The organism is Methylobacter sp. (assembly GCF_036845245.1).
Classification (GTDB): Bacteria; Pseudomonadota; Gammaproteobacteria; order Methylococcales; family Methylomonadaceae; genus Methylobacter_A.
The window spans coordinates 1-19,439 of sequence record NZ_DAIUEH010000076.1 but is presented as its reverse complement, the minus strand read 5'-3'; the positions used below and the strand labels follow the sequence as shown (position 1 = coordinate 19,439).

Annotated in this window: 24 protein-coding genes; 6 read left to right on the top strand and 18 right to left on the bottom strand. The window is 46.2% G+C overall.

Translation table 11 applies throughout. The annotated features are described in order from the left end of the window. Window positions 1-116 precede the first annotated feature (116 nt). Window positions 117-431 (top strand): DUF3301 domain-containing protein, encoded by a 315-nt coding sequence (locus V7051_RS22750; protein WP_333878972.1) that lies wholly within the window; start codon window positions 117-119, stop codon window positions 429-431. 89 nt (window positions 432-520) lie between these two features. Further along, entirely contained in the window at window positions 521-808 is a 288-nt protein-coding gene (locus V7051_RS22745) for a hypothetical protein (protein WP_333878974.1), read from the top strand. A gap of 163 nt (window positions 809-971) precedes the next feature. Here V7051_RS22745 and fdxA read toward each other — a convergent pair whose 3' ends face one another. The 18 genes from fdxA to V7051_RS22655 all read right to left on the bottom strand — a co-directional run bounded on the left by fdxA (window position 972) and on the right by V7051_RS22655 (window position 16,290). Then, on the bottom strand, window positions 972-1,295 hold the full coding sequence (gene fdxA / locus V7051_RS22740; RefSeq protein WP_333878976.1) for a ferredoxin FdxA: 324 nt from the start codon (window positions 1,293-1,295) through the stop codon (window positions 972-974). A gap of 117 nt (window positions 1,296-1,412) precedes the next feature. After that, window positions 1,413-2,099, bottom strand: a complete 687-nt coding sequence (locus V7051_RS22735) for a hypothetical protein (RefSeq protein ID WP_333878978.1) — start codon at window positions 2,097-2,099, stop codon at window positions 1,413-1,415. A 51-nt stretch (window positions 2,100-2,150) separates the two neighbouring features. Further along, window positions 2,151-2,627: a CYTH domain-containing protein gene (locus V7051_RS22730; RefSeq protein WP_333878980.1), complete on the bottom strand. Its 477-nt coding sequence runs from the start codon at window positions 2,625-2,627 to the stop codon at window positions 2,151-2,153. 323 nt (window positions 2,628-2,950) lie between these two features. Next, window positions 2,951-3,157 (bottom strand): DNA gyrase inhibitor YacG, encoded by a 207-nt coding sequence (gene yacG, locus V7051_RS22725; protein WP_333878982.1) that lies wholly within the window; start codon window positions 3,155-3,157, stop codon window positions 2,951-2,953. Next, entirely contained in the window at window positions 3,157-3,927 is a 771-nt protein-coding gene (gene zapD, locus V7051_RS22720; RefSeq protein WP_333878985.1) for a cell division protein ZapD, read from the bottom strand. Before zapD ends, yacG begins: the two co-directional genes overlap by 1 nt. 7 nt (window positions 3,928-3,934) lie before the next feature. Then, window positions 3,935-4,537, bottom strand: a complete 603-nt coding sequence (gene coaE / locus V7051_RS22715) for a dephospho-CoA kinase (RefSeq protein ID WP_333878987.1) — start codon at window positions 4,535-4,537, stop codon at window positions 3,935-3,937. Between the two features lie 4 nt (window positions 4,538-4,541). Beyond that, window positions 4,542-5,426 (bottom strand): prepilin peptidase, encoded by an 885-nt coding sequence (locus V7051_RS22710; RefSeq protein WP_333878988.1) that lies wholly within the window; start codon window positions 5,424-5,426, stop codon window positions 4,542-4,544. An 83-nt stretch (window positions 5,427-5,509) separates the two neighbouring features. Then, window positions 5,510-6,730, bottom strand: coding sequence for a type II secretion system F family protein (locus V7051_RS22705; RefSeq protein WP_333878990.1), 1,221 nt, complete (start codon window positions 6,728-6,730; stop codon window positions 5,510-5,512). Between the two features lie 2 nt (window positions 6,731-6,732). After that, the gene (gene pilB / locus V7051_RS22700) at window positions 6,733-8,445 is read right to left on the bottom strand and encodes a type IV-A pilus assembly ATPase PilB (protein WP_333878992.1); all 1,713 of its coding nucleotides are present in this window, start codon (window positions 8,443-8,445) and stop codon (window positions 6,733-6,735) included. 106 nt (window positions 8,446-8,551) lie between these two features. Further along, the gene (locus V7051_RS22695) at window positions 8,552-11,365 is read right to left on the bottom strand and encodes a valine--tRNA ligase (RefSeq protein ID WP_333878994.1); all 2,814 of its coding nucleotides are present in this window, start codon (window positions 11,363-11,365) and stop codon (window positions 8,552-8,554) included. Between the two features lie 76 nt (window positions 11,366-11,441). Then, window positions 11,442-11,831: a hypothetical protein gene (locus tag V7051_RS22690; RefSeq protein WP_333878996.1), complete on the bottom strand. Its 390-nt coding sequence runs from the start codon at window positions 11,829-11,831 to the stop codon at window positions 11,442-11,444. A 16-nt stretch (window positions 11,832-11,847) separates the two neighbouring features. Continuing rightward, entirely contained in the window at window positions 11,848-12,657 is an 810-nt protein-coding gene (locus tag V7051_RS22685) for an endonuclease/exonuclease/phosphatase family protein (protein ID WP_333878998.1), read from the bottom strand. Between the two features lie 20 nt (window positions 12,658-12,677). Then, window positions 12,678-12,881 (bottom strand): DUF2281 domain-containing protein, encoded by a 204-nt coding sequence (locus V7051_RS22680; RefSeq protein ID WP_333879000.1) that lies wholly within the window; start codon window positions 12,879-12,881, stop codon window positions 12,678-12,680. A gap of 71 nt (window positions 12,882-12,952) precedes the next feature. Then, on the bottom strand, window positions 12,953-13,384 hold the full coding sequence (locus V7051_RS22675) for a DNA polymerase III subunit chi (protein WP_333879002.1): 432 nt from the start codon (window positions 13,382-13,384) through the stop codon (window positions 12,953-12,955). A 7-nt stretch (window positions 13,385-13,391) separates the two neighbouring features. Next, a complete protein-coding gene (locus V7051_RS22670; protein WP_333879004.1) occupies window positions 13,392-14,879 on the bottom strand; it encodes a leucyl aminopeptidase in 1,488 nt (495 codons plus the stop codon). Between the two features lie 676 nt (window positions 14,880-15,555). Further along, window positions 15,556-15,726 (bottom strand): hypothetical protein, encoded by a 171-nt coding sequence (locus tag V7051_RS22665; protein WP_333879006.1) that lies wholly within the window; start codon window positions 15,724-15,726, stop codon window positions 15,556-15,558. 99 nt (window positions 15,727-15,825) lie between these two features. Further along, entirely contained in the window at window positions 15,826-16,008 is a 183-nt protein-coding gene (locus V7051_RS22660; protein WP_333879008.1) for a hypothetical protein, read from the bottom strand. A gap of 99 nt (window positions 16,009-16,107) precedes the next feature. Further along, on the bottom strand, window positions 16,108-16,290 hold the full coding sequence (locus V7051_RS22655) for a hypothetical protein (protein WP_333879010.1): 183 nt from the start codon (window positions 16,288-16,290) through the stop codon (window positions 16,108-16,110). Window positions 16,291-16,922: 632 nt separating this feature from the next. Here V7051_RS22655 and V7051_RS22650 point away from each other — a divergent pair. From V7051_RS22650 to V7051_RS22635, 4 genes are all read left to right on the top strand, one after another. Then, window positions 16,923-17,654 carry an HNH endonuclease gene (locus V7051_RS22650; protein WP_333879012.1) on the top strand — a complete coding sequence of 244 codons (732 nt, stop codon included), beginning with the start codon at window positions 16,923-16,925 and terminating at the stop codon, window positions 17,652-17,654. Between the two features lie 145 nt (window positions 17,655-17,799). Next, window positions 17,800-18,537: a response regulator gene (locus V7051_RS22645; RefSeq protein ID WP_333879014.1), complete on the top strand. Its 738-nt coding sequence runs from the start codon at window positions 17,800-17,802 to the stop codon at window positions 18,535-18,537. A gap of 150 nt (window positions 18,538-18,687) precedes the next feature. Next, window positions 18,688-18,966 (top strand): hypothetical protein, encoded by a 279-nt coding sequence (locus tag V7051_RS22640; RefSeq protein ID WP_333879016.1) that lies wholly within the window; start codon window positions 18,688-18,690, stop codon window positions 18,964-18,966. A gap of 121 nt (window positions 18,967-19,087) precedes the next feature. Then, window positions 19,088-19,439, top strand: a 352-nt coding sequence (locus tag V7051_RS22635) for a hypothetical protein (protein WP_333879018.1), incomplete at its 3' end; no start/stop codon positions are given.

The window sequence follows — 19,439 nt, the reverse complement described above, 5'->3', positions numbered from 1 at the left end:
TATCCATTCCAGAATAATACGCCTTTTGGGGGGCGAGTGCGTAACATCAGTTAGTAAATCTTAGTATAATAGGACGACATACCTAAACGCTGTCTAACAACTCCAAATTATAAACAATGCTGGATGATCTTATTTTAATAGCTTTATTGTTGGGCGCATACCTATACTGGTTTAACGGGCAACAGGCGAAGGAGGTTGCGCTTAAGGCTGTCAGGACGAATTGCCTAAATCTGGAAGTCCAGATGCTGGATGAGTATGTCGCTTTAAACAGCATCCGGTTAAAAAGAGATCAAGCAGGAAAAATACGGGTCCGGAGGGTATTTTTGTTTGAATTTTCTTCAACCGGAAATGAACGTTATAACGGTACTTGTACTCTGCTGGGACGGCGAGTCGAATCCATTGAGATGGAGCCGTACCGGTTTGAAAACTGAATGGATCAATATTTACGCCTGCAATATTTGGTCTCTATAAGCAGCGGTATGCTGAAAAATTCTGAAGAAATGGTTTATGTGGAGGGTTAATGAATAAATGTTCAGTGTGTGGTCATGAACGTGATGACAGAGATATGAAATGCCCGGAATGCGGCAGTTTTTATTCAAAAATTGACGAGATTATTGCCGAGCAGGAAGCACTGGATGAGATGCAAACATTTCGTGGGCGATGTAAAAAAATCTTTAATTCGGATGATGTTAAGCAAGAACTGTTGGCCGAGTTGAGGCTGATAAGGGCGGGACTGACTAACAGGGGAATGTTCGCGCTTTTTGTGATTTTTGTCTTTGTGTTTGCTTTAGTTATTTCTGTTTTGTAGCAAGCATCAATCAGGATCGTAATTAACGCATATATGCTGGGGAGGGTGTGGTTTTTTAGCCGCATATAACATAAGCGTCGTTCTGATGAAGTTTGTTAGTGCCCGTTAAGTTGTTCGTTTAACAAACAACTTAACGGGCAGAGAGCGTTTAAATGCCCCGTTGTTATTTTTCCAGTAAGTTAAACTTACCTTCTTTTCCATTCCATTCATCAGCATCAGGTGAAGCCGGCTTTACTTCCGTAATCACAGGCCATTGTTTGGCTAGCTCTGCATTTAATGCGATAAAAGCTTCTTGTCCTTCCGGCAATTCATCTTCTGCGAAAATTGCGTTGGCAGGGCATTCAGGTTCGCATAGCGTGCAATCTATACATTCATCTGGATCAATAACCAGAAAATTGGGGCCTTCACGGAAGCAATCTACAGGGCATACATCTACACAATCAGTAAATTTGCATTTAATACAGTTTTCGGTGACTACAAAAGTCATAATTATTACCACGAAAGTTAGTTTTTAATTTAGGGCGCTATTCTAGCAGAAAGCATTACATGATTGAATGCTCAGTTTGTTAAAGGTGCCATTTAGCAAGATTGGCTGCGATAAGACTTACTTTATGCTTGCCGAATTAAATGCAGACAAAAATATGCCTTTTTTGCCGTTGATTTTTTGCTCTTGAGCATTTTTTAAGGCAAGTCTTGCTTCCGCTTTGAGTTGATTGTCGGCATAAAGTTGTTCAGTACGCGCCGGAGCAAAGGCTGCTTTTTCAAAATAAACAGCTGCATCGTTAAGTTGGTTATGTGACAACAAAAACTGACCATAAAAATAGTTGGTATCAATGCCGTCAGGATTGATTTTAAGTGCGGTTTCCAGCATTTGTTTGGCGGCATCGTCATCGCCAAATGAAATAGGCCATTTGGGCGCCATATAATAAAGCGTACCCAAGGTTACATAAGCTGATCCACTCATGGTTTTCGGATCGATTTTAAGTGCTTTGATCAGTAAATCACGTGCTTCTTGGATAGCGTTAAGCGCGGAAAAAGCATCTTGATGATCGGCATAAGTTGCCTTAACCACGGCCTGCCAGAAAATGGGTTCGGCGGCGTTTGGGTATTGTCGGACTAAGTTTGTAGTCTTACCGAGCAGTTGGATATAAGCCGCTTCCTGTTTGCTTTTGGTGGTGCTGTAGTAAATAGATGCCCATTCAGTCTCAATATTTTTTAAAGAGTCGTTAAGATTCTCCGCAAAACATTGAACTGATAGTAGTAATAAAACAACAATAACTAATTCTTTCATGTGGAAAATATAGAGCAAAACTCATAATATTTCAATATGTGTATGAAATATTTAATGTTCGCGCCATTCTGAATATGGATGCGCAGCGAGATTGTTGTTGTAATAACGCAAATCTCCGGTGACTTCCAAGCCTAACCAGGACGGTTTTGAAAACGATTGCCCTGTTTCATCCAATTCAATTTCAGCGACGATCAATCCCTGATTGTCGCCTTCAAACTCATCTATTTCCCAAAGATGTCCATCATCAGTGACGAAATGACGCGTTTTTTCGACTAATGGTTTTTTGCAGAGATTATTCAATATTTCGTCTGCATCACTCAGCGGAATTTCATATTCATATTCATGTCGGTGCGTACCGATAGTTGCCGTTTTTATATTCAACCAGGCATGGTCATTACTGGTTCGCACTCTGATTGAACTCGTTGCCTGAGAGCTTAAATAGCCTTGCCGATATTTTACCGAGCGGCTAACGTGCTTGCGCCAGTCATCGTTGGCCAGCAAAAATTTATGCTCTATTTCTATAGCCATGATTAGGTTTCCTTATAATGTCTGCCAATAGGGGGTTAGGGTTTTGTTCTGATTACGCGGATGGAAAAGTATTTTGCTTCTTGCGGTAACGTTAGCAGCAAGCGAAGCTTTAGTCTTTTTGCCATGCTATGGCAAAAAGGTGGGTTACGAAATTACTTTGTAATGCAAGAATATTCAAGCCGTGTATGTGGTGGCAGGACCACTTAAATACTGAATATTTTTTAGACGAACTCGGTATTTAGCCTGTCTTATGAACTGATAATCCAGGTTATCTAGAGCATGAGCATCTGGTGGCGATGCTTGTATAAGAGGCGGAGTGCCGGTTAATGGAAAAAAGTATCGTCTTCGCTATCGTTTTCTAACGACATTGATTGCCCTGGAATCCTTTTTTCTTCCATTGCCCATTCTCCGAGGTCAATCAATTTACAACGTTCTGAGCAAAATGGTTTAGATAGTTGTTCGGGAATCCAAGGCACAGAACATCCGCAGTTGGGACATTTTACAATGAGCGGTTTACTGGATGCAGGCATTAGAAAAGACAGCGAGTTAAGGAAAAAGGGATGTCATCAGGACTTTGCGTTGGACGTTTGTTGTCGGATGATGGTGTCATAAAACGGATGGTACAGCGGTGCTTACCGCCACTGATTTCTGCAAAGCAGTGTATGGATTTGTCCAGACTTATTTTAAGGAGTTGGTGAGGCTGGCTGGTATCCAGCAAAAACTGAAAGAAGCCCGCTTCAGCAACTTCTTGAGTGGGTGAGCTGCAATTACGGATAAAATTAAGAATTAGGTCAATCGCGATACGAATGTCGGCAAAGGGCTTGCTCCAGTGTTCCAGATCTTTTAATCGAGTCGCTTCATCCTGTTCCAGCCAAAAATGGAATTCAGGCAAATCGAAGGAGCAGGTTCCGCCAGGGATGGAGCTGCGTTGAGCGATGCTTTGGAATAGGTCGCTTTCCATAACACGGGTACCGATCTTGCCGTTAGTGGCATAAAGTTTTTTGCTGGTTTGATTTAATTGGTCAAGCAGTTCTTCCAGTTTTTGGGTATCGACGCTTTGGTTATGGGCGATTTTATTCAGCACATTGGCATGGCGATCCAGTTCTTTCAGTATTTCCGATTTCAGGTCATTACGCCTGAAAATGGTCATGATATCGAGCAATATATTAATAGCAGCGCGTTTATCGGCGACCGTTTCTCCGGTTAAGAAATGGCTGAATTGTTGGAAAAGCTGTTCTAGCCGTATGAAAACCCGGATGCGTTCATTGAGTGGAAATTCATAGGTAATAGTGGTGTTCACAGACAAGTTAATCCCGGTAGGCGCTTAATGAAAGATATAAATTGTGCAGTTTTTTTACTTGTTCTGCAAGTCTATAATCAGTAGCTGAATTATCAATCAAATCCTCTGCGTTTGCTTTTCTGTAAGCGCGTGATACTTGATTGTCGATTATGGATTGTATTCTTTCAACAGTCAGATTATCGCGAGTTTTAACGCGTTCGATCTGCGTTTCAACAGGGCAGTCGATGACAAGTATCCGGTCGACAAGATGAGTCATATTGGTTTCGAATAGTAATGGGATACTTATGATGCAATAGGGAGAAACCAGCTGTTCGAGCTCTGCTTGTATGGTTTTATAGACCAAGGGATGAAGTATCGATTCAAGTTTCTGTTTCTGTTTAAGGTCGGAAAAAACGATTTCCCTGAGATGTTGTCTATTTAGCGAGCCGTCCGGGTTAAGGATGGCTTTGCCAAATTCCTGCTGTATTTGAACCAGTGCAGGCTGTCCTTTTTTGACCAGCCGATGGGCTATTTCATCAGCATCAAGTACTGGGATATTTAAGTCAGCGAAAATTTTGGCAACAGTCGATTTGCCGCAGCCTATGCCGCCGGTAAGCCCGACTTTCAGCATGATCTTATAGGCCTACGGTGGCTAAATAGAGTTGGTTGAACTCATTTCCCCATAATAACGCTATCCATCCGGCAGCAGCTAAATAGGGGCCGAAGGGGATGGGGATATTATGATCGTGCTTGACGAAAATGATCATACTCACTCCAACAACGGCCCCGACCAGTGATGATAATAAAATAATAATAGGTAAATACTGCCAGCCCAACCAGGCCCCGAATAAAGCCAGCAATTTAAAGTCGCCATAGCCCATGCCTTCTTTGCCGGTTACCAGTTTAAACAGATGAAAAACAGCCCAAAGCGCTATATAGCCGGCAACGGCGCCGATGATGCTGGCGTGAGCATCAGTAAATATATTAAACAGGCTCAGGCATAACCCCAGCCAAAGTAGGGGCAGGGTAATGGAGTCAGGTAATAATTGATGATCAATATCGATAAAAATTAATGCAATCAACGACCAAGTCAGAAATAAGGCAAAAATGGCTTGAGGCGTGTAGCCAAAATGCCAGGCCACTATGATTGAAGCGAGTGCTGTGAGAGCTTCTATGATCGGATAACGTATTGAAATGTGGCAGCCGCATTCGGCGCATTTTCCCCTTAAGAAAAGGTAACTGATGACCGGAATGTTCTGGTAGGGTTTGATAGGCGTATTACAGTCGGGGCAACGTGATAAAGGCAAAACCAGGTTGAAGGGTTCCTCGGCAACTGCTTCCTGTGTGCTTTCAGGATCGATTTGCAGATATTCAAGGCATTCCTTGCGCCATCCCCGTTGCATCATTATTGGCAATCTATAGATGACAACATTGAGAAAGCTGCCGACCAGTAAACCGATCACACCGGCAAGAGCTGAAAATAGGCTAGGTATATTTAAAAACGTACTAAGTTGTTGCATCTGTGCTTTTGGGGAAGTGAGGGCTTTTGGTGGAAGCGTTTATGAACAAAGTGTTTAGGTAATGGCCTATTTTAATCAATAACTTATTTAATGGCAGCGCCCATTTTAAATATCGGTAAATACATCGCGACAATCAGGCCGCCGACTAAAATACCTAAAATAACCATAATAAAAGGCTCCATTAAACTGCTTAAATTATCGACAAGGTTATCGACTTCTTCGTCGAAAAAATCGGCAACCTTCAGTAGCATAGAATCCATGGAGCCTGATTCTTCGCCGATAGCCACCATCTGTACCACCATGTTGGGCCAAAGATCAGCCTGCTGCATGGCAAATTGCAGCCTTTGTCCGGTTGCCACTTCCTCGCGCATTTTTAAAACGGCCTCGGTGTAGATAATATTGCCGCAGGCACCGGCAACGGACTCCAATGCTTCTACTAAAGGTACCCCAGCTGCCGACATGGTTGCCAAAGTTCTGGCAAAGCGCGCAATAGCCGATTTATGTAGAATGAGGCCGACTACCGGTATTTTCAGCAGGGTCTTATCAAGGAAATGATTAAATTTCTTTGAGCGTTTTTTAAAATAGCCGAATGTGTAAACGGTAGCGACAACAATGCCGACAACAACGTACCACCATGCCTGCATCCATTCAGACATAGCGACAACGATCTTAGTGAACGCCGGCAGGTCGGCGCCAAAACTTTTGAACATGTCTGAAAACACCGGAACCACAAAAATCAGCAGGATAGTGGTTACAATAAAAGCGACGACAACGACAGCAATCGGGTAGGTCAAAGCCTTCTTGATCTTTTTCTTCATCGACTCGGTTTTTTCTTTGTAGGTGGCGATTTTATCCAGCAGTGTTTCCAATACCCCTGCTTGTTCGCCTGCTTCAACCAAGTTGCAAGTCAATTCATCAAAATAGAGTGGATTTTTTTTAAGCGCTTGGGCTAAGGAGTCACCGCCTTCAATATCGGCTTTGATGCCCATTAGCAGAGACTCCATACTTGGATTATCGTGGCCTCTGCCGACAATATCGAATGATTGAACCAAAGGCACGCCGGCTTTAAGCATGGTGGCTAATTGCCTGGAAAAAACAGCTATATCGCCCGGTGTGATTTTCTGGACTTTTTGGGTAAATAGCGGCTTGGGTTTTTGCTTGAATTTGGTAACCCGATATCCCTGCCGCCGCAACTCGGTTTTGGCTATGATTTCGCTTTTTGCAGAGATGATTCCTCCAGCTTTTTTTTTGTTTTTGTCGGTTCCCGCCCAGATGAAATCTATTTGTTCAGTTTGCTCGGCCATGTCTATTCCTTGGTGATTCGATCAATTTCTTCCAAACTGGTCACGCCCATGCGCACTTTGTTTAATCCGGATCTACGTAAATCATTAAAACCTTCAGCCAGGGCGCATTCCGCCAGTTGATCGGTATTGCCCCCGTTTAGTATCAGTGTGCGCATTTTATCTGTCAGCGTCAGGACTTGATAAACACCAACCCGGCCTTTATAGCCGTTGGTGCAATGTTCGCAGCCTACCGGACTGAATATTTTAAGGTCGTGTAACTCTTCTTGTTTAAAGCCGGCATCAAGCAGGACTTTATCAGGGAAGTTAGAAGGGACTTTACAGTGCTCACATAACCGTCGGCCCAAACGTTGCGCCATAATCAAATTAACCGCGGCAACGATGTTAAAAGGCGGGATGCCCATTTGCATGAGACGGTTTAAGGTTTGCGGCGCATCATTGGTATGCAGGGTCGATAGCACCAAATGTCCCGTTTGCGCGGCTTTAACGGCAATTTCGGCGGTTTCCAAATCACGAATCTCACCGACCATGATGATATCGGGATCCTGACGTAAAAAAGCGCGTAAAGCACTGGCAAATGTCAGACCCGCTTTAGGATTCATATTGACCTGGTTGATGCCTTCCACGGTGATTTCAACCGGGTCTTCGGCAGTGGAAATATTGCGCTCCATAGTGTTGAGGATGTTCAGCCCGGTATACAGTGAAACCGTTTTACCGCTACCGGTTGGCCCTGTCACCAGCACTAAACCGTAGGGTTTGTTAATAGCCTCAAGGAAAATCCGTTGCTGTTCCGGCTCAAAACCCAGTTTTTCAATACCTAATTGGGCGCTGGTAGGATCCAGAATACGCATAACGACTTTCTCGCCGAACAGGGTAGGACAGGTGTTTACCCGGAAATCAATCGCTCGATTTTTCGACAAAGTCATTTTGATGCGGCCATCCTGAGGAACTCGGCGCTCGGCAATATCCATTTTAGACATGACCTTGATGCGGGAAACAAGTCTGTTGGCAATACTGGCCGGTGGCGTGGCAACTTGGCGAAGTATGCCGTCCGATCTATAGCGGATGCGGAACATTTTTTCGTAGGGCTCCATGTGTATATCGGACACCCCTTGTTTTATGGAATCCAACAGTATCTTGTTGACGTAACGAACAATAGGTGCATCATCAATATCCGAGTTAACATCAGTTTTAGCGGTGTCTTCCTCGCCGCCTGTGATGTCCAGGTTTTCCAGATCCTCATCGAGCATATCAGCCATTGAAGTATCGGCGGCTTCCAGGGCGATTTCGATAGCTTTTATCAGTTTGTCTTCTTCAACCAGAATGGCTTCGGGATTAAGGCGGCTGTGAAACTTGATGTCATCCAGAGAGCGAAAATCGGTCGGGTCCGATATCGCAACGAAGAGGGTCTTGCCTCTGACGAACAGAGGCAGCGCATGGCATTTGCGGATCAGCTTTTCACTGACCAGATTGATAGGGAGCCTGCGGACGTCAATTGCATCCAAGTCAAAAAAAGGTACGCCAAATTCTTGTGAAGCTTGAAATGCTAAGGCTTTGCTGCTGATCAGCTTATTGGTAACAAGATAACGAATTAAAGGGACTTGGTTTTTTTGTGCTTCCTGACTATGAATTTTCGCATCGCTCTCAGTTAGCAAACCTTTTTCAATCAAGCATCGTGTCAGGCCACTAAATTGTAAATTCGTTGATGCGGTATTCATAGGATGATTACTTTGCCGGTTGTTTCAATAAATATAGATGAAGAAGCCGCGAGCTACAAGGTCACAGCGGCGCGTCCCTTCGCCGCTATAACCTCGCACCTGTTTTTTATAAAGCCTGTATTTTGCGTTGCTGTTCTTCGAGATTGTTAAGCATTGAACGCAAATCAGCCAGCTTGGTTTTTTCTTTATCAATAACTTCAGGCGGTGCTTTATCGACAAACGCCGGATTATTTAACTTGCCTTCGACTCTCGGCAGGTCATTATTGATTTTTTGTATTTCCTTTTCCAGTCGAGCCAGTTCCGCTTCCTTGTCGATTAAGCCGGCCATTGGAATCAGGATTTTCATCTCGCCAACCAAAGCAATTGCCGATTCCGGCGTACTGTCATGAGGATTTAACCAGGTAATCGAATTCAGCCTGCCCAGTTTCTGCAAATAAATCCGGTTGTTGTTTAAACTCTGTTGGTCAGCAATGGAGCCGTTTTGCAGAAATATCGGTAGCGGTTTGCTGGGGGCGATATTCATTTCACCGCGGATACGGCGCACGCCCAGAATAAAGTTCATTACCCAGTTGGTTTCGGCTATCGCGTTGTTGTTTATTTGTTTTTCATCAGCAACCGGATAAGGTTGCAGCATGATGGTATGTTCCTCCGCTGCACCATCCATGGCGATGCCTGCCAGCGGCGCAACGCGCTGCCAGATTTCTTCGGTGATAAACGGCATGATCGGATGCGCCAAACGTAAGATCGACTCCAAAACCGTCAACAAGGTTTTACGTGTGCCGCGTTGCAGCGCCTGATCACCCGATTGCAGTGATATTTTTGACAACTCCAGATACCAGTCGCAATACTCATTCCAGGTAAATTCATAAATCGCTTGGGCCGCCAAGTCAAAACGGTAATTCTCGATGGCGTTGCTGGTCACGGCCGTTACCTGATGCAGGCGTGAAGTAATCCAATGGTCTACTTGGCTGTATTCGCAATGTGCGCCGGATAAGCCGTTATCGTGTTCCTCGGTGTTCATTAGCACGAAACGAGCCGCGTTCCAGAGCTTGTTGCAGAAATTGCGGTAGCCTTCGGTGCGGGCAAGATCAAAGCGGATATCGCGGCCGGTAGATGCTAACGAAGCAAAGGTAAAACGCAATGCATCGGTACCGTAGGATTGAATGCCGTCAGGGAAATGTTTGCGCGTGTCCTGCTCGATTTTCTTGGCCAAATGCGGCTGCATCATGCCGGAAATTCGTTTTGCAACCAAGGCTTCGAGTTCTATACCGTCGATGATGTCGATCGGGTCGAGCACGTTGCCTTTGGATTTAGACATCTTTTGCCCTTCCGCATCGCGCACCAAACCGTGTATATAGACTTCCTTAAACGGTACCTCACCCTGGAACTTAAGACCCATCATAATCATCCGCGCGACCCAGAAGAAAATAATGTCAAAGCCGGTTACCAGTACGCTGGTCGGGTAATGTTTGGCCAATTCCGGAGTTTGCTCCGGCCAGCCAAGTGTGGAGAAAGGCCACAGCGCCGATGAAAACCATGTGTCCAACACATCCTCGTCCTGCTTAAGCGCATAGTCTGCGGGCAGGTTATGCTTGGCGCGAACATCCTGCTCGGAGTTGCCGACGTAAACATTGCCCAACTCGTCATACCAGGCCGGGATACGGTGACCCCACCAGATTTGCCGGGAGATACACCAGTCCTGAATATTGCGCATCCATTCAAAATAAGTGTTTTTCCAGTTGTCCGGCACAAACTTGATGTCGCCGTTTTCAACTGCGGCAATCGCAGGTTCCGCCAGCGGCGCGACCTTGACATACCATTGGTCGGTCAGCAGCGGTTCGATAACGCTGTTAGTGCGGTCGCCGCGCGGCACCATCAATTTGTGGTCGACGATTTTTTCCAGCAAACCTGCGGTATCAAGATCGGCGACCATCCGTTTACGTGCTTCAAAGCGGTCAAGGCCTCGGTATTGAACGGGGACTAACTCATCGGCACAAATGCTCGCGTCGACAGTTAAGATATTAATCAAGCCGCCATGCGGCAAATCCTGAATAACAGAATTATGGCGGTGGCGCGTCCAGACTTCGTAATCGTTAAAATCGTGGGCCGGGGTGATCTTGACGCAGCCGGTGCCGAATTCAGGATCGACATACTCATCGGCAATAATGGGAATGCGGCGGCCGGTTAGCGGCAGTTCTACAAATTCGCCGAGCAAATGTTTATAGCGTTCATCGTTGGGATGTATCGCTACCGCGGCATCGCCGAGCATGGTTTCAGGGCGGGTGGTTGCGACGATTAAATGCCCGTGACCGTTCGATAACGGATAGCGCAAATGCCACATCGAACCGTTTTCTTCTTCCGACAATACTTCCAGGTCGGAAACGGCGGTATGCAAAACCGGGTCCCAGTTGACCAAACGCTTGCCGCGATAAATCAGGCCTTCTTCATAAAGCCGGATGAATACTTCCTGCACCGCATCGGACATGCCGTCATCCATCGTGAAGCGCTCACGGTTCCAATCCAGCGAAGAGCCCATGCGCCGCAATTGACGGGTAATGGTGCCGCCGGATTCTTCCTTCCATTGCCAGACTTTTTCCAGGAATTGTTCGCGGCCGAGATCATGACGAGTCTTGCCTTCCGCATTGCATAAACGCTCCACCACCATTTGCGTGGCGATACCCGCATGGTCGGTACCCGGCTGCCATAACGTGCTGTAGCTTTTCATCCGGTGATAGCGGGTCAACGCATCCATAATGGTGTCCTGAAACGCATGGCCCATATGCAAACTGCCGGTAACGTTGGGCGGCGGGATCATGATGCAATAGGAATCACCTTCCGGTTTGGCCGCAAAATAGCCTTTTTCTTCCCAGGTTTGATACCAGCGTTGTTCGATTGAATGCGGGGCGTATGTTTTTTCCATGGATGCGTTATTGTTTTCGTGAAAAATTAGTTATTTTAGCAGGATTAAGGTTGGTAATCAGGCTGATGGGCAAGTGTTATGCTGCATGTTTGCTTTGCGCGATGAGACTGTTAATAATTTTTACCGTCCTATCTGATTTAAATAGTTTTTCTAGAGATGTCTTAAACTCTTGCTCGTCCTTTACTTCCTTAGAGTCGTATTCATCAGCCAGATACGCCGGGTATGACTCAATAGGTTGGTTTACACTTAGTAAAACATATTCGTATCCATTTAAAGCAGGTGCTTTAAGTATAAGTCGAACTTGCAAGAATTCATCTTCGCTAGGATTGGCTGTTACTTCGGCTTCAATAATATTAGATGTTTTGGCACCCAATTTTGCGGCTTGTTCGCGGAGTATAAGCAACGGTGATTTGACATCAGGATCTCCGGTCAGATCAGGCCACAAATCGTCATTTGAATCGGTCATGTTAGTCTCCAAAATATTAACAAGTTAGTTGGAACAGAACAGGCAAATGGTCAGAAATGTTTTTGTCTGGAATGCCATTGTTATTTAATAACGATAGTCCGCCAACCCTGTCAATGATTTTTAATGTGTTGTTTTGAAACATCGGTAACATATCAGGTCTTAATAATACTTGATCGAACATATGCCAAAAGTAAGCAACATGCTCACTCTTACAGTAATAATAGCTTCCGGGCGGTCCATGTGATGCATCACCCAGCAAACTCCACATGGGATTGTAGAAAAAAGGAAAACTTCTAGTATTGACGGTCCTCTCTTTTTTCTCGGCAATTTTTCTTGACATCGTGGCGTTAAGACCACTAGCCGTGACAAGTCCGGTTTCAAAAGGATTCATATTCAGATCACCCACCAGTACGGTACGCTTATGCCCGATTTTATCCTCCATTCTGATGATGTCCCTGGCTATTTCTGTTATTTCGAATGCTTGGCTCTCACTTGATTGATGAAGTTTACTGGAAAGATGTACAGCGACCAGTAATAAATCGCAAGTCGTTGGCGGTTTAAGATGGCGAATTGTAATATGCTTAGATTCGTGTAGTGGAGTTACCTGAGCAAGAGTGAACTTTGAAAAAATATCAATTCTTTCACACAGTCCCGTGTTGTAATGAAAATCCGCAGCTTTGGATGTGTTGAGTTCGCACAGCACGTCAGTAACGCCCAGAGCGTTTTCGGCGAGCATCAAGACATCAACATTAAAATCGCGCACTAAACGGGACAATATATCCAGCCGCTTCGTTTGCTTCATATTCCAAAATAGAAATGTAATCACTTATTGGTCTTCCAGAATTATCAAAAGATTTCTTTAATGTCAGTTAATGAATAATTTGAGTCTTCATCTTTCATATCCCTCATTGCTGAGGCGACAGAAAAATTGTTCCATTTTCTGTTTTTTTCTATTTTCGATTTAAGATATTCAGCAAAGTCTAGGACTTCCTGCTGCTTTGATTCAGGCAATGAGGCTACTGTCGCGAATATTATTTCCGATAAACTCATATCTGTCTCCGGTTAAACCTGAAAAATCAGCCGTAGCTTGAGTTAGCGGCAGCGTGACACAACATTTGTGGCTACCAATCTTTATGCGTAGTAATCTTCATGCCTGACTGCTGATACCGGCGGTAACGGTTCCTGCCCGCTTCTTTAGTCGTTTCGCTGTTATCCAGTATTTCAAGAATACGCTCGCTTTGCTGCCCTATGTCAGGATAGCGGGAAGACAGGTTGAACAGTACTTTTTGCCAGTTCTCAGGCGCATTCAGCGAGCCGATCAGAATGGTTTTTTCTATATCCGGTAGCTCGCCGTTATGTAACTGGTGCGGAATAAAACTGCCCGCCCTGAAGGTCCAGAGCAGGTCGTCTATGATCTTGCTTTGTTCGGCGGAATCGGTCAGTACATAGCAATAACTGCCGCTACGATAGGCTTTCTCGATCAGTTTGCAGGCAAACAGATACCTATCCTGTAGCGATTCGGTCGGTAGTATGTAAAAGCTGACTTCAGCCACTGATGTTTTAAGAGTTAGCCCGGTTAATCAGGTATTGGCTTAATAACGGTACAGGGCGTCCGGTTGCTCCTTTGGTCGGGCCGGTACGCCAAGCGGTGGCGGCAACGTCCAGGTGCGCCCAGCGAAACTTTTCGGCAAATCGCGCCAGAAAGCAGGCGGCGGTAATCGTGCCTGCGTCCTTGCCGCCGGAGTTGCTCATGTCGGCGAAATTGGATTTAAGCAGTTCCTGGTATTCTTCCCAGAGCGGCAAACGCCAAGCGCTGTCATTGGCGATCTCACCGGCTGCAATCAGGTCATTGCATAAGGCGTCATCATTGCCGAGCACGCCCATGGCTACGCGGCCTAAAGCGACTCCAACCGCGCCGGTCAGCGTGGCAATGTCTATCACCACCTCGGGGTTGTAGCGTTCCGCATAGGTCAATGCATCGCACAGCAGCAGGCGGCCTTCGGCGTCGGTATTGACTATTTCAATGGTTTTGCCGGACATGCTGGTCACAATATCGCCCGGTTTATTGGCGTCGCCGTCGGGCATGTTTTCGGATGAAGGAATCAGGCCGACAATATTCAGCGGCAGTTGCATTTGCGCTACGGCGAGCAAGGTGCCCAGCACGGATGCGCCGCCGCACATGTCGTATTTCATTTCTTCCATGCCCGCTGCCGGTTTCAACGAAATGCCGCCCGCGTCGAAGGTGAGGCCTTTGCCGATCAATACGATAGGCTTGGCGTTTTTATCGCCGCCTTGATAATTCAGGGTGATCAATTTCGCCGGCTGACGGCTGCCGCGCGAGACCGATAAAAAAGAACCCATGCCCAAAGACGCCATATCCGATTCTTCCAGGATTTTCACGTCCAGACTGGCGTATTTTTTACTTAATTCAATCGCCTGTTCGGCAAGATAGGTCGGAGTGCAGATGTTGCCCGGCAAATCGCCAAGATACTTGGTCAAATCCATACCTTCGGCAACCGCTTTGCCTTGCAGCAAGCCGGCTTGGGCCAAAGCGCGTTCGGTTTCCGGCGCGGCAATGGAGATTTTTGCAAGCTTGCTTTCGGTTTCTTTATCGGATTTGGTGTGGGTGAACTGATACGCGGCATCGTTAAAGACTTCGATGATGTGCCGGGATTTCCATTGCCAGTCGCGGCCTTCAACGTCGCATTCGGCCAAACTGCAAACAATCGATTTGATTTGCGGTTTTTTCAGGCTATTGACTGCGGCGAGCAGGGCTTTTTTGTAGTTCTTGCCGGATAAAGGCTTATTTTCGCCCAGTCCGACCAGCAATATGGATTCAATTTTGCTGTCGGGAATCGCATTGATTAACACGGTTTCGCCGTTTTTTCCGCTCAGGTCGCCGCGGCTGACGATTTTTTTAATCAGGCCGTTAGTACTGTTGTTAAGCGCGGTTGCCGATGGGCTGAGCTGTTGGTCTTGATAAACACCGACAATAACACAATCGCATTGCAGTTCTTCTAATGGCGCGGTTTCTACTGAATAATCCATAACTTAACTCCGTTATTTGTTGAATAGAGCAATATCTTGAGCGGGCTGGAAAATAGCGCGCTACAAGATGGGCCGTTTAGCCGGGATTATACAACACAAATATTGGTTTTTGATTGGGGAGGTAGGGTTGGCGGCAAAACCGTATTGAAGCCCTGAGTTTGATTAAGTCATTTTCGGATTGTCGCGTTAGCTAAAACGTTATGGACTGGGTTACAATTCAAATTTGGCGCAGGTGTCGTATTTGTTTCTACGCTATGTCCTGTTGGATATTTTAAGTTTAACGAAAACAATTAAGTAGGTGAGGTTATGGGAAATATACGACAAAGCGGTTTTTTTATGCGACAAGTAATGTCGTATATATTACGTTATAAGGATATTCCGTTGTCTTCAAGTATCTTGCGTAGACGCATTACTTCCTTATGCTCAGCCTCCCACTTTGTCCCCCAGTATGCTTGCACCTCCACCTCTGTCAGCAATTCGGATATTGTTTCGTTTGCCAAGTGCCATGGCGTCCAGTATCCGTCTGGCATTTCTGTAGCTATTGGCTCGGTCGGCCCGTTCCATTTAACTCCATAGCGTGGAAGCCTCATAACACGTCGCTCAAGCAGAGCGCAGCCATAGTGCCGTAGTGTTTATCTTCTTTCATCTGTGCGCCTGCTTAGCTCTGCGTTATACGTCATGATGGAATTCCATCTTGCCATTGGAATTCACTTTTGGCGTTATCCACATATTCACTTTCGCACAGTGCGCGAAACGCCTGCTCCAAATAGTATTGCTTGTGGTGCGCTCCGTCTGTCGTAAGCCCCATAATCAATTCTTTTACCGCTTCATCTCGTGGGTCTTTCATTTTATCCTCCGATGCCGTATAACACGTCGCTCAACCGGAGCGCGGTTATAATGCGGTTGTGTTGTTCAGCTTTCAGGGCCGCGCCCTGTTAGCTCTGCGTTATATGCCACAGCAAATGTTAAATACTTCGTAGCCAAACATATCACCGAGCAGGCTTGACTCTGCCGCCGTCCTGGCTTCTTCTTCGGTTTCAAACCGTGCAATATCTTCTTTGTCGGCCTGCTCTAGCGGCGTATAGCTTCCATCTTGCGTAAATAGCATTACAAAAAAATCACCTTTCATTTCGGTTTCTCAAATAGCGTATAACTCTTAGTTCAAATGCGACGCCGTTCAGCGTCGCGGTGTTTTTATAAATCAGTGTCGGCGCGCTTTAACACGGCGTTATACACCACATCCGCGTTCAAACACTTCGAATCCGAAAGCGTAACCAAGTACGCAGGTAGTAGCCGACTTTTCGGCATCGCCTTTTGTTGCAAAGGTCGCAAGTTCTTCTGTGTCAGCATCTATTAGCGGAGTTATGCCGCCGTTCTGCGTGTTTAGCATCACGAAATAATCAAGTTTCATAAAATATCCTCAGTGTATAACCCGTCGCTCAACAGGAGCGCGGAATCAATACGGTTTTGTTATTCAGCTTTCAGGGCCACGCCCTGTTAGCTATTGCGTTATGGCGCTTCAGCCAGCACCTGAGCAGTTCGCAGCGCAGTGCGTCGGTTGCGTGCCGCTGCCTTGCGCGGCAACCTACGCCATTAGCTCGCATCCGCAGCAGTTCGGCGGCTTGCCGGCATTGGCGCAGTCGGCCGCCAATCGTGCCCTCCGGCCACACCGCGCCAGCACCACAAGGGGCCGGGCTACCGCTCGTTGGCTCTGCCATTGCCGGGTGGCGCTTCAACCGCTCTCGCCCTTTTGCTTCCGTTTGGGCCTTGCCATGCGCGGCCTCAGTCCGCTTCGGTCACGCTCAAGTTGCTCCCGTGGCCTGCGGCTCACGCACGGGCTGTGGGCTGCCACCACCCTCGGCCGTGCCTGCGCCAGCACTACCTCGAACGTCTGCGCTCAGCGCCATAACCAGGTACTCAAGCGGACCCGCCGCGGCATGCGGCCAAGCCCGCGATGCGCCTTGGTCTATCCTGCTCCCCGCGGGCTTGGCCGCATGCCACGTCGGTCCGCTTAGTTCCACGTTAGGTACTTAGAGCAAACTGATGCGCATAACACCTACACAATTCCAAGCCGCCTGTCACGTAGCCACTCGTGTATACGCAGAGGAACTAACAACCAATGGCGGAGCACAATTACTTGCAGATCAATATGGTCTCAATATTACTTCCGCCCGTGATTTCATCTACGATTACAAGCAGATGATGCATGGCAAAGTATTTCATAGAGCCATGAGCGCTCCAGCCATGGAATATTTTCTATCTGAAATACATAGAAAGCATGGTACTGCTGCGCTTTCTAATGCAATTCAAGCGGTTCTGCTACACATCGATTATTTTGAAAATCATTACAGCACCAATATGCATAAAATGCGTGGTGTCGTCGAGACGGTGCAGAAAAATATCCTTACCGATATCGAGTTGTCCGTGCATCTTTCTGAATTCGAGAATTCCATACAAAGATCGCAACGCGATTCATCGAGTGAAAGGCTTGCTCGCTTAAATCAAGCACCGACGGCTCCGAGAAAAATTCGGGCTTACGCTGAGATATTTGTTCGCAATCCGGACGTCGTAGCCGAGGTACTTTTCCGCGCTGATGGAAAATGCGAAGCCTGTAGTACTGATGCGCCATTTATTCGAAAAAAAGACGGAACGCCATATTTGGAAGTACACCACAAAATCAAGCTCTCAGACGGTGGTGAGGACAGCATCCAGAATGCTATCGCCCTTTGTCCAAATTGCCACAGAGAGCGCCATTTTGGTGAAAACTATGCTTAACGCTACAGTCGAGTAACAGAAAGATGTGGGCATGGCGCACCTAACATGGCGCTCAACCGGAGCGCGGTTATAATGCGGTTTTGTTTTTTCAGCTTTTCGGGCCGCGCCCGGTTAGCTCTACGTTAGGCTAAGCAAAGTACGGACGATGAATATATTAATAGCCGATGATAATCCAATCATGCAAATGATTCATGGTGAGCTAATGAGCTACTGGGGTTATGATTTTGATATGGCTTCAGATGGTTTGGAGGCTGTGGAGCTCGCGAAGAAAAATAATGGTAAATATGATTTTTGTTTGATGGACGTTGAAATGCCAAAAATGAATGGAATTGAGGCAACAAAGGTTATTAGGAGCACCGTAAAGTATTTTCCAATCCTAGCTTTTACATCCAACGATGCTTATAAGGAAGCCTGCTATGACGTGGGAATGGATGATTTTGCAGAAAAAACATGCACGCCTGATGATTTGTTCTCCAGAATTAATAAATTATCGGTAAACTTGTTTAAATTTATCGTCAAGCCAAACGGCTTTTATATAACAGAGATGATGCCAATGGATCAACAACACGCGCAAGAGTTAAGGAAATTGAAAAGCCAGGGCCTTGTAAAACTGAGGCTGGATGGGCCTGATAACCGTGAAGTCATTACCCATAAAAACGTTCCGAATAAAATTTCCCATGATTTTAATATCTTGAAATATTCAATGACGGAGTTTCTAAACCGTGATCCGGAAAGGCCAACTTTGGTTGATCTCTATAGGGGATCGAAAAACTGCATTATTGAAACATTTGTGGATGATGAAAGTTATCAAGAACAATTAGAGGCTGAGGACGAAAAGATGGATGCCTATCTGACAAAACACTACAAATCAGACGAAGAATAAGTGCAAAGAACGGAGTCAGTTCTCACATTCCAACATTGGCCTAACATGGTACTCAACCGGAGCGCGACGACAATGCGGTTTCATTTTTTCAGTTTTATGGACCGCGCCCGGTTAGTTCTACGTTAGGTTCCACCAATCAGGAGTTACAAAATGACAAAAAAGTTTGAAGTATCCTTTTCTTCGACAACCGCACTATCTCCAAGCATCGTGTACGTCTCACCAAGCGAAGGCTACTCAGGCCACTTCGCTGTTGGCATACTTCATCCGATTAACTCCTCTGGCACCTTCCAATCTTCCGCTGGTATCGCTAAGACTTTTGACCTGAAGCAAAACCTTACATCTAGCGAGGAAGAAGCAATCAACTGGGCAACAAATTGGCTTTCTCAAAAGTCTGGTTGCAGTGCGTCACTTCGCGAAGTAGCAGCGTGAAACCTAACCCTGCGCTCAAGCGGGACTGCGCAAAAGCGCGCAGCCCCTTAGCTCCACGTTATACCTCTTGGCTGAACATGCGCGTTCTCTGATTAATAGTAAGACAACTACGGGATAGGGTATGAGTTCGATGATAATGCGTGTTGGAATAGTTCTATTGGCTGCTGCATACTTATTTATCAGCACCGCAATGGCGGCTGGTTCCTTGCCAAAATTGACTGGAGATGTCTCTAGCCCAGAGTGCTCCGATGCTTTTCGCCTAGCGAAATCCATGTTCAATTCAAAATCATCGCGTCTGTATGCCCCGTTACTCATTCCGGACGGGATGAATAGTGAATTGGTTTTAGGCACCATGGCTCTTGACATCTCTGGAGGCGGAGCAATTGAGGCCAATGAAGATATATTTGAAAAAGTACCGCGAAGGAGTACAGGAAGCGTAACGTTAGTGGAGCGGCGTACGACGACCCCCGCGT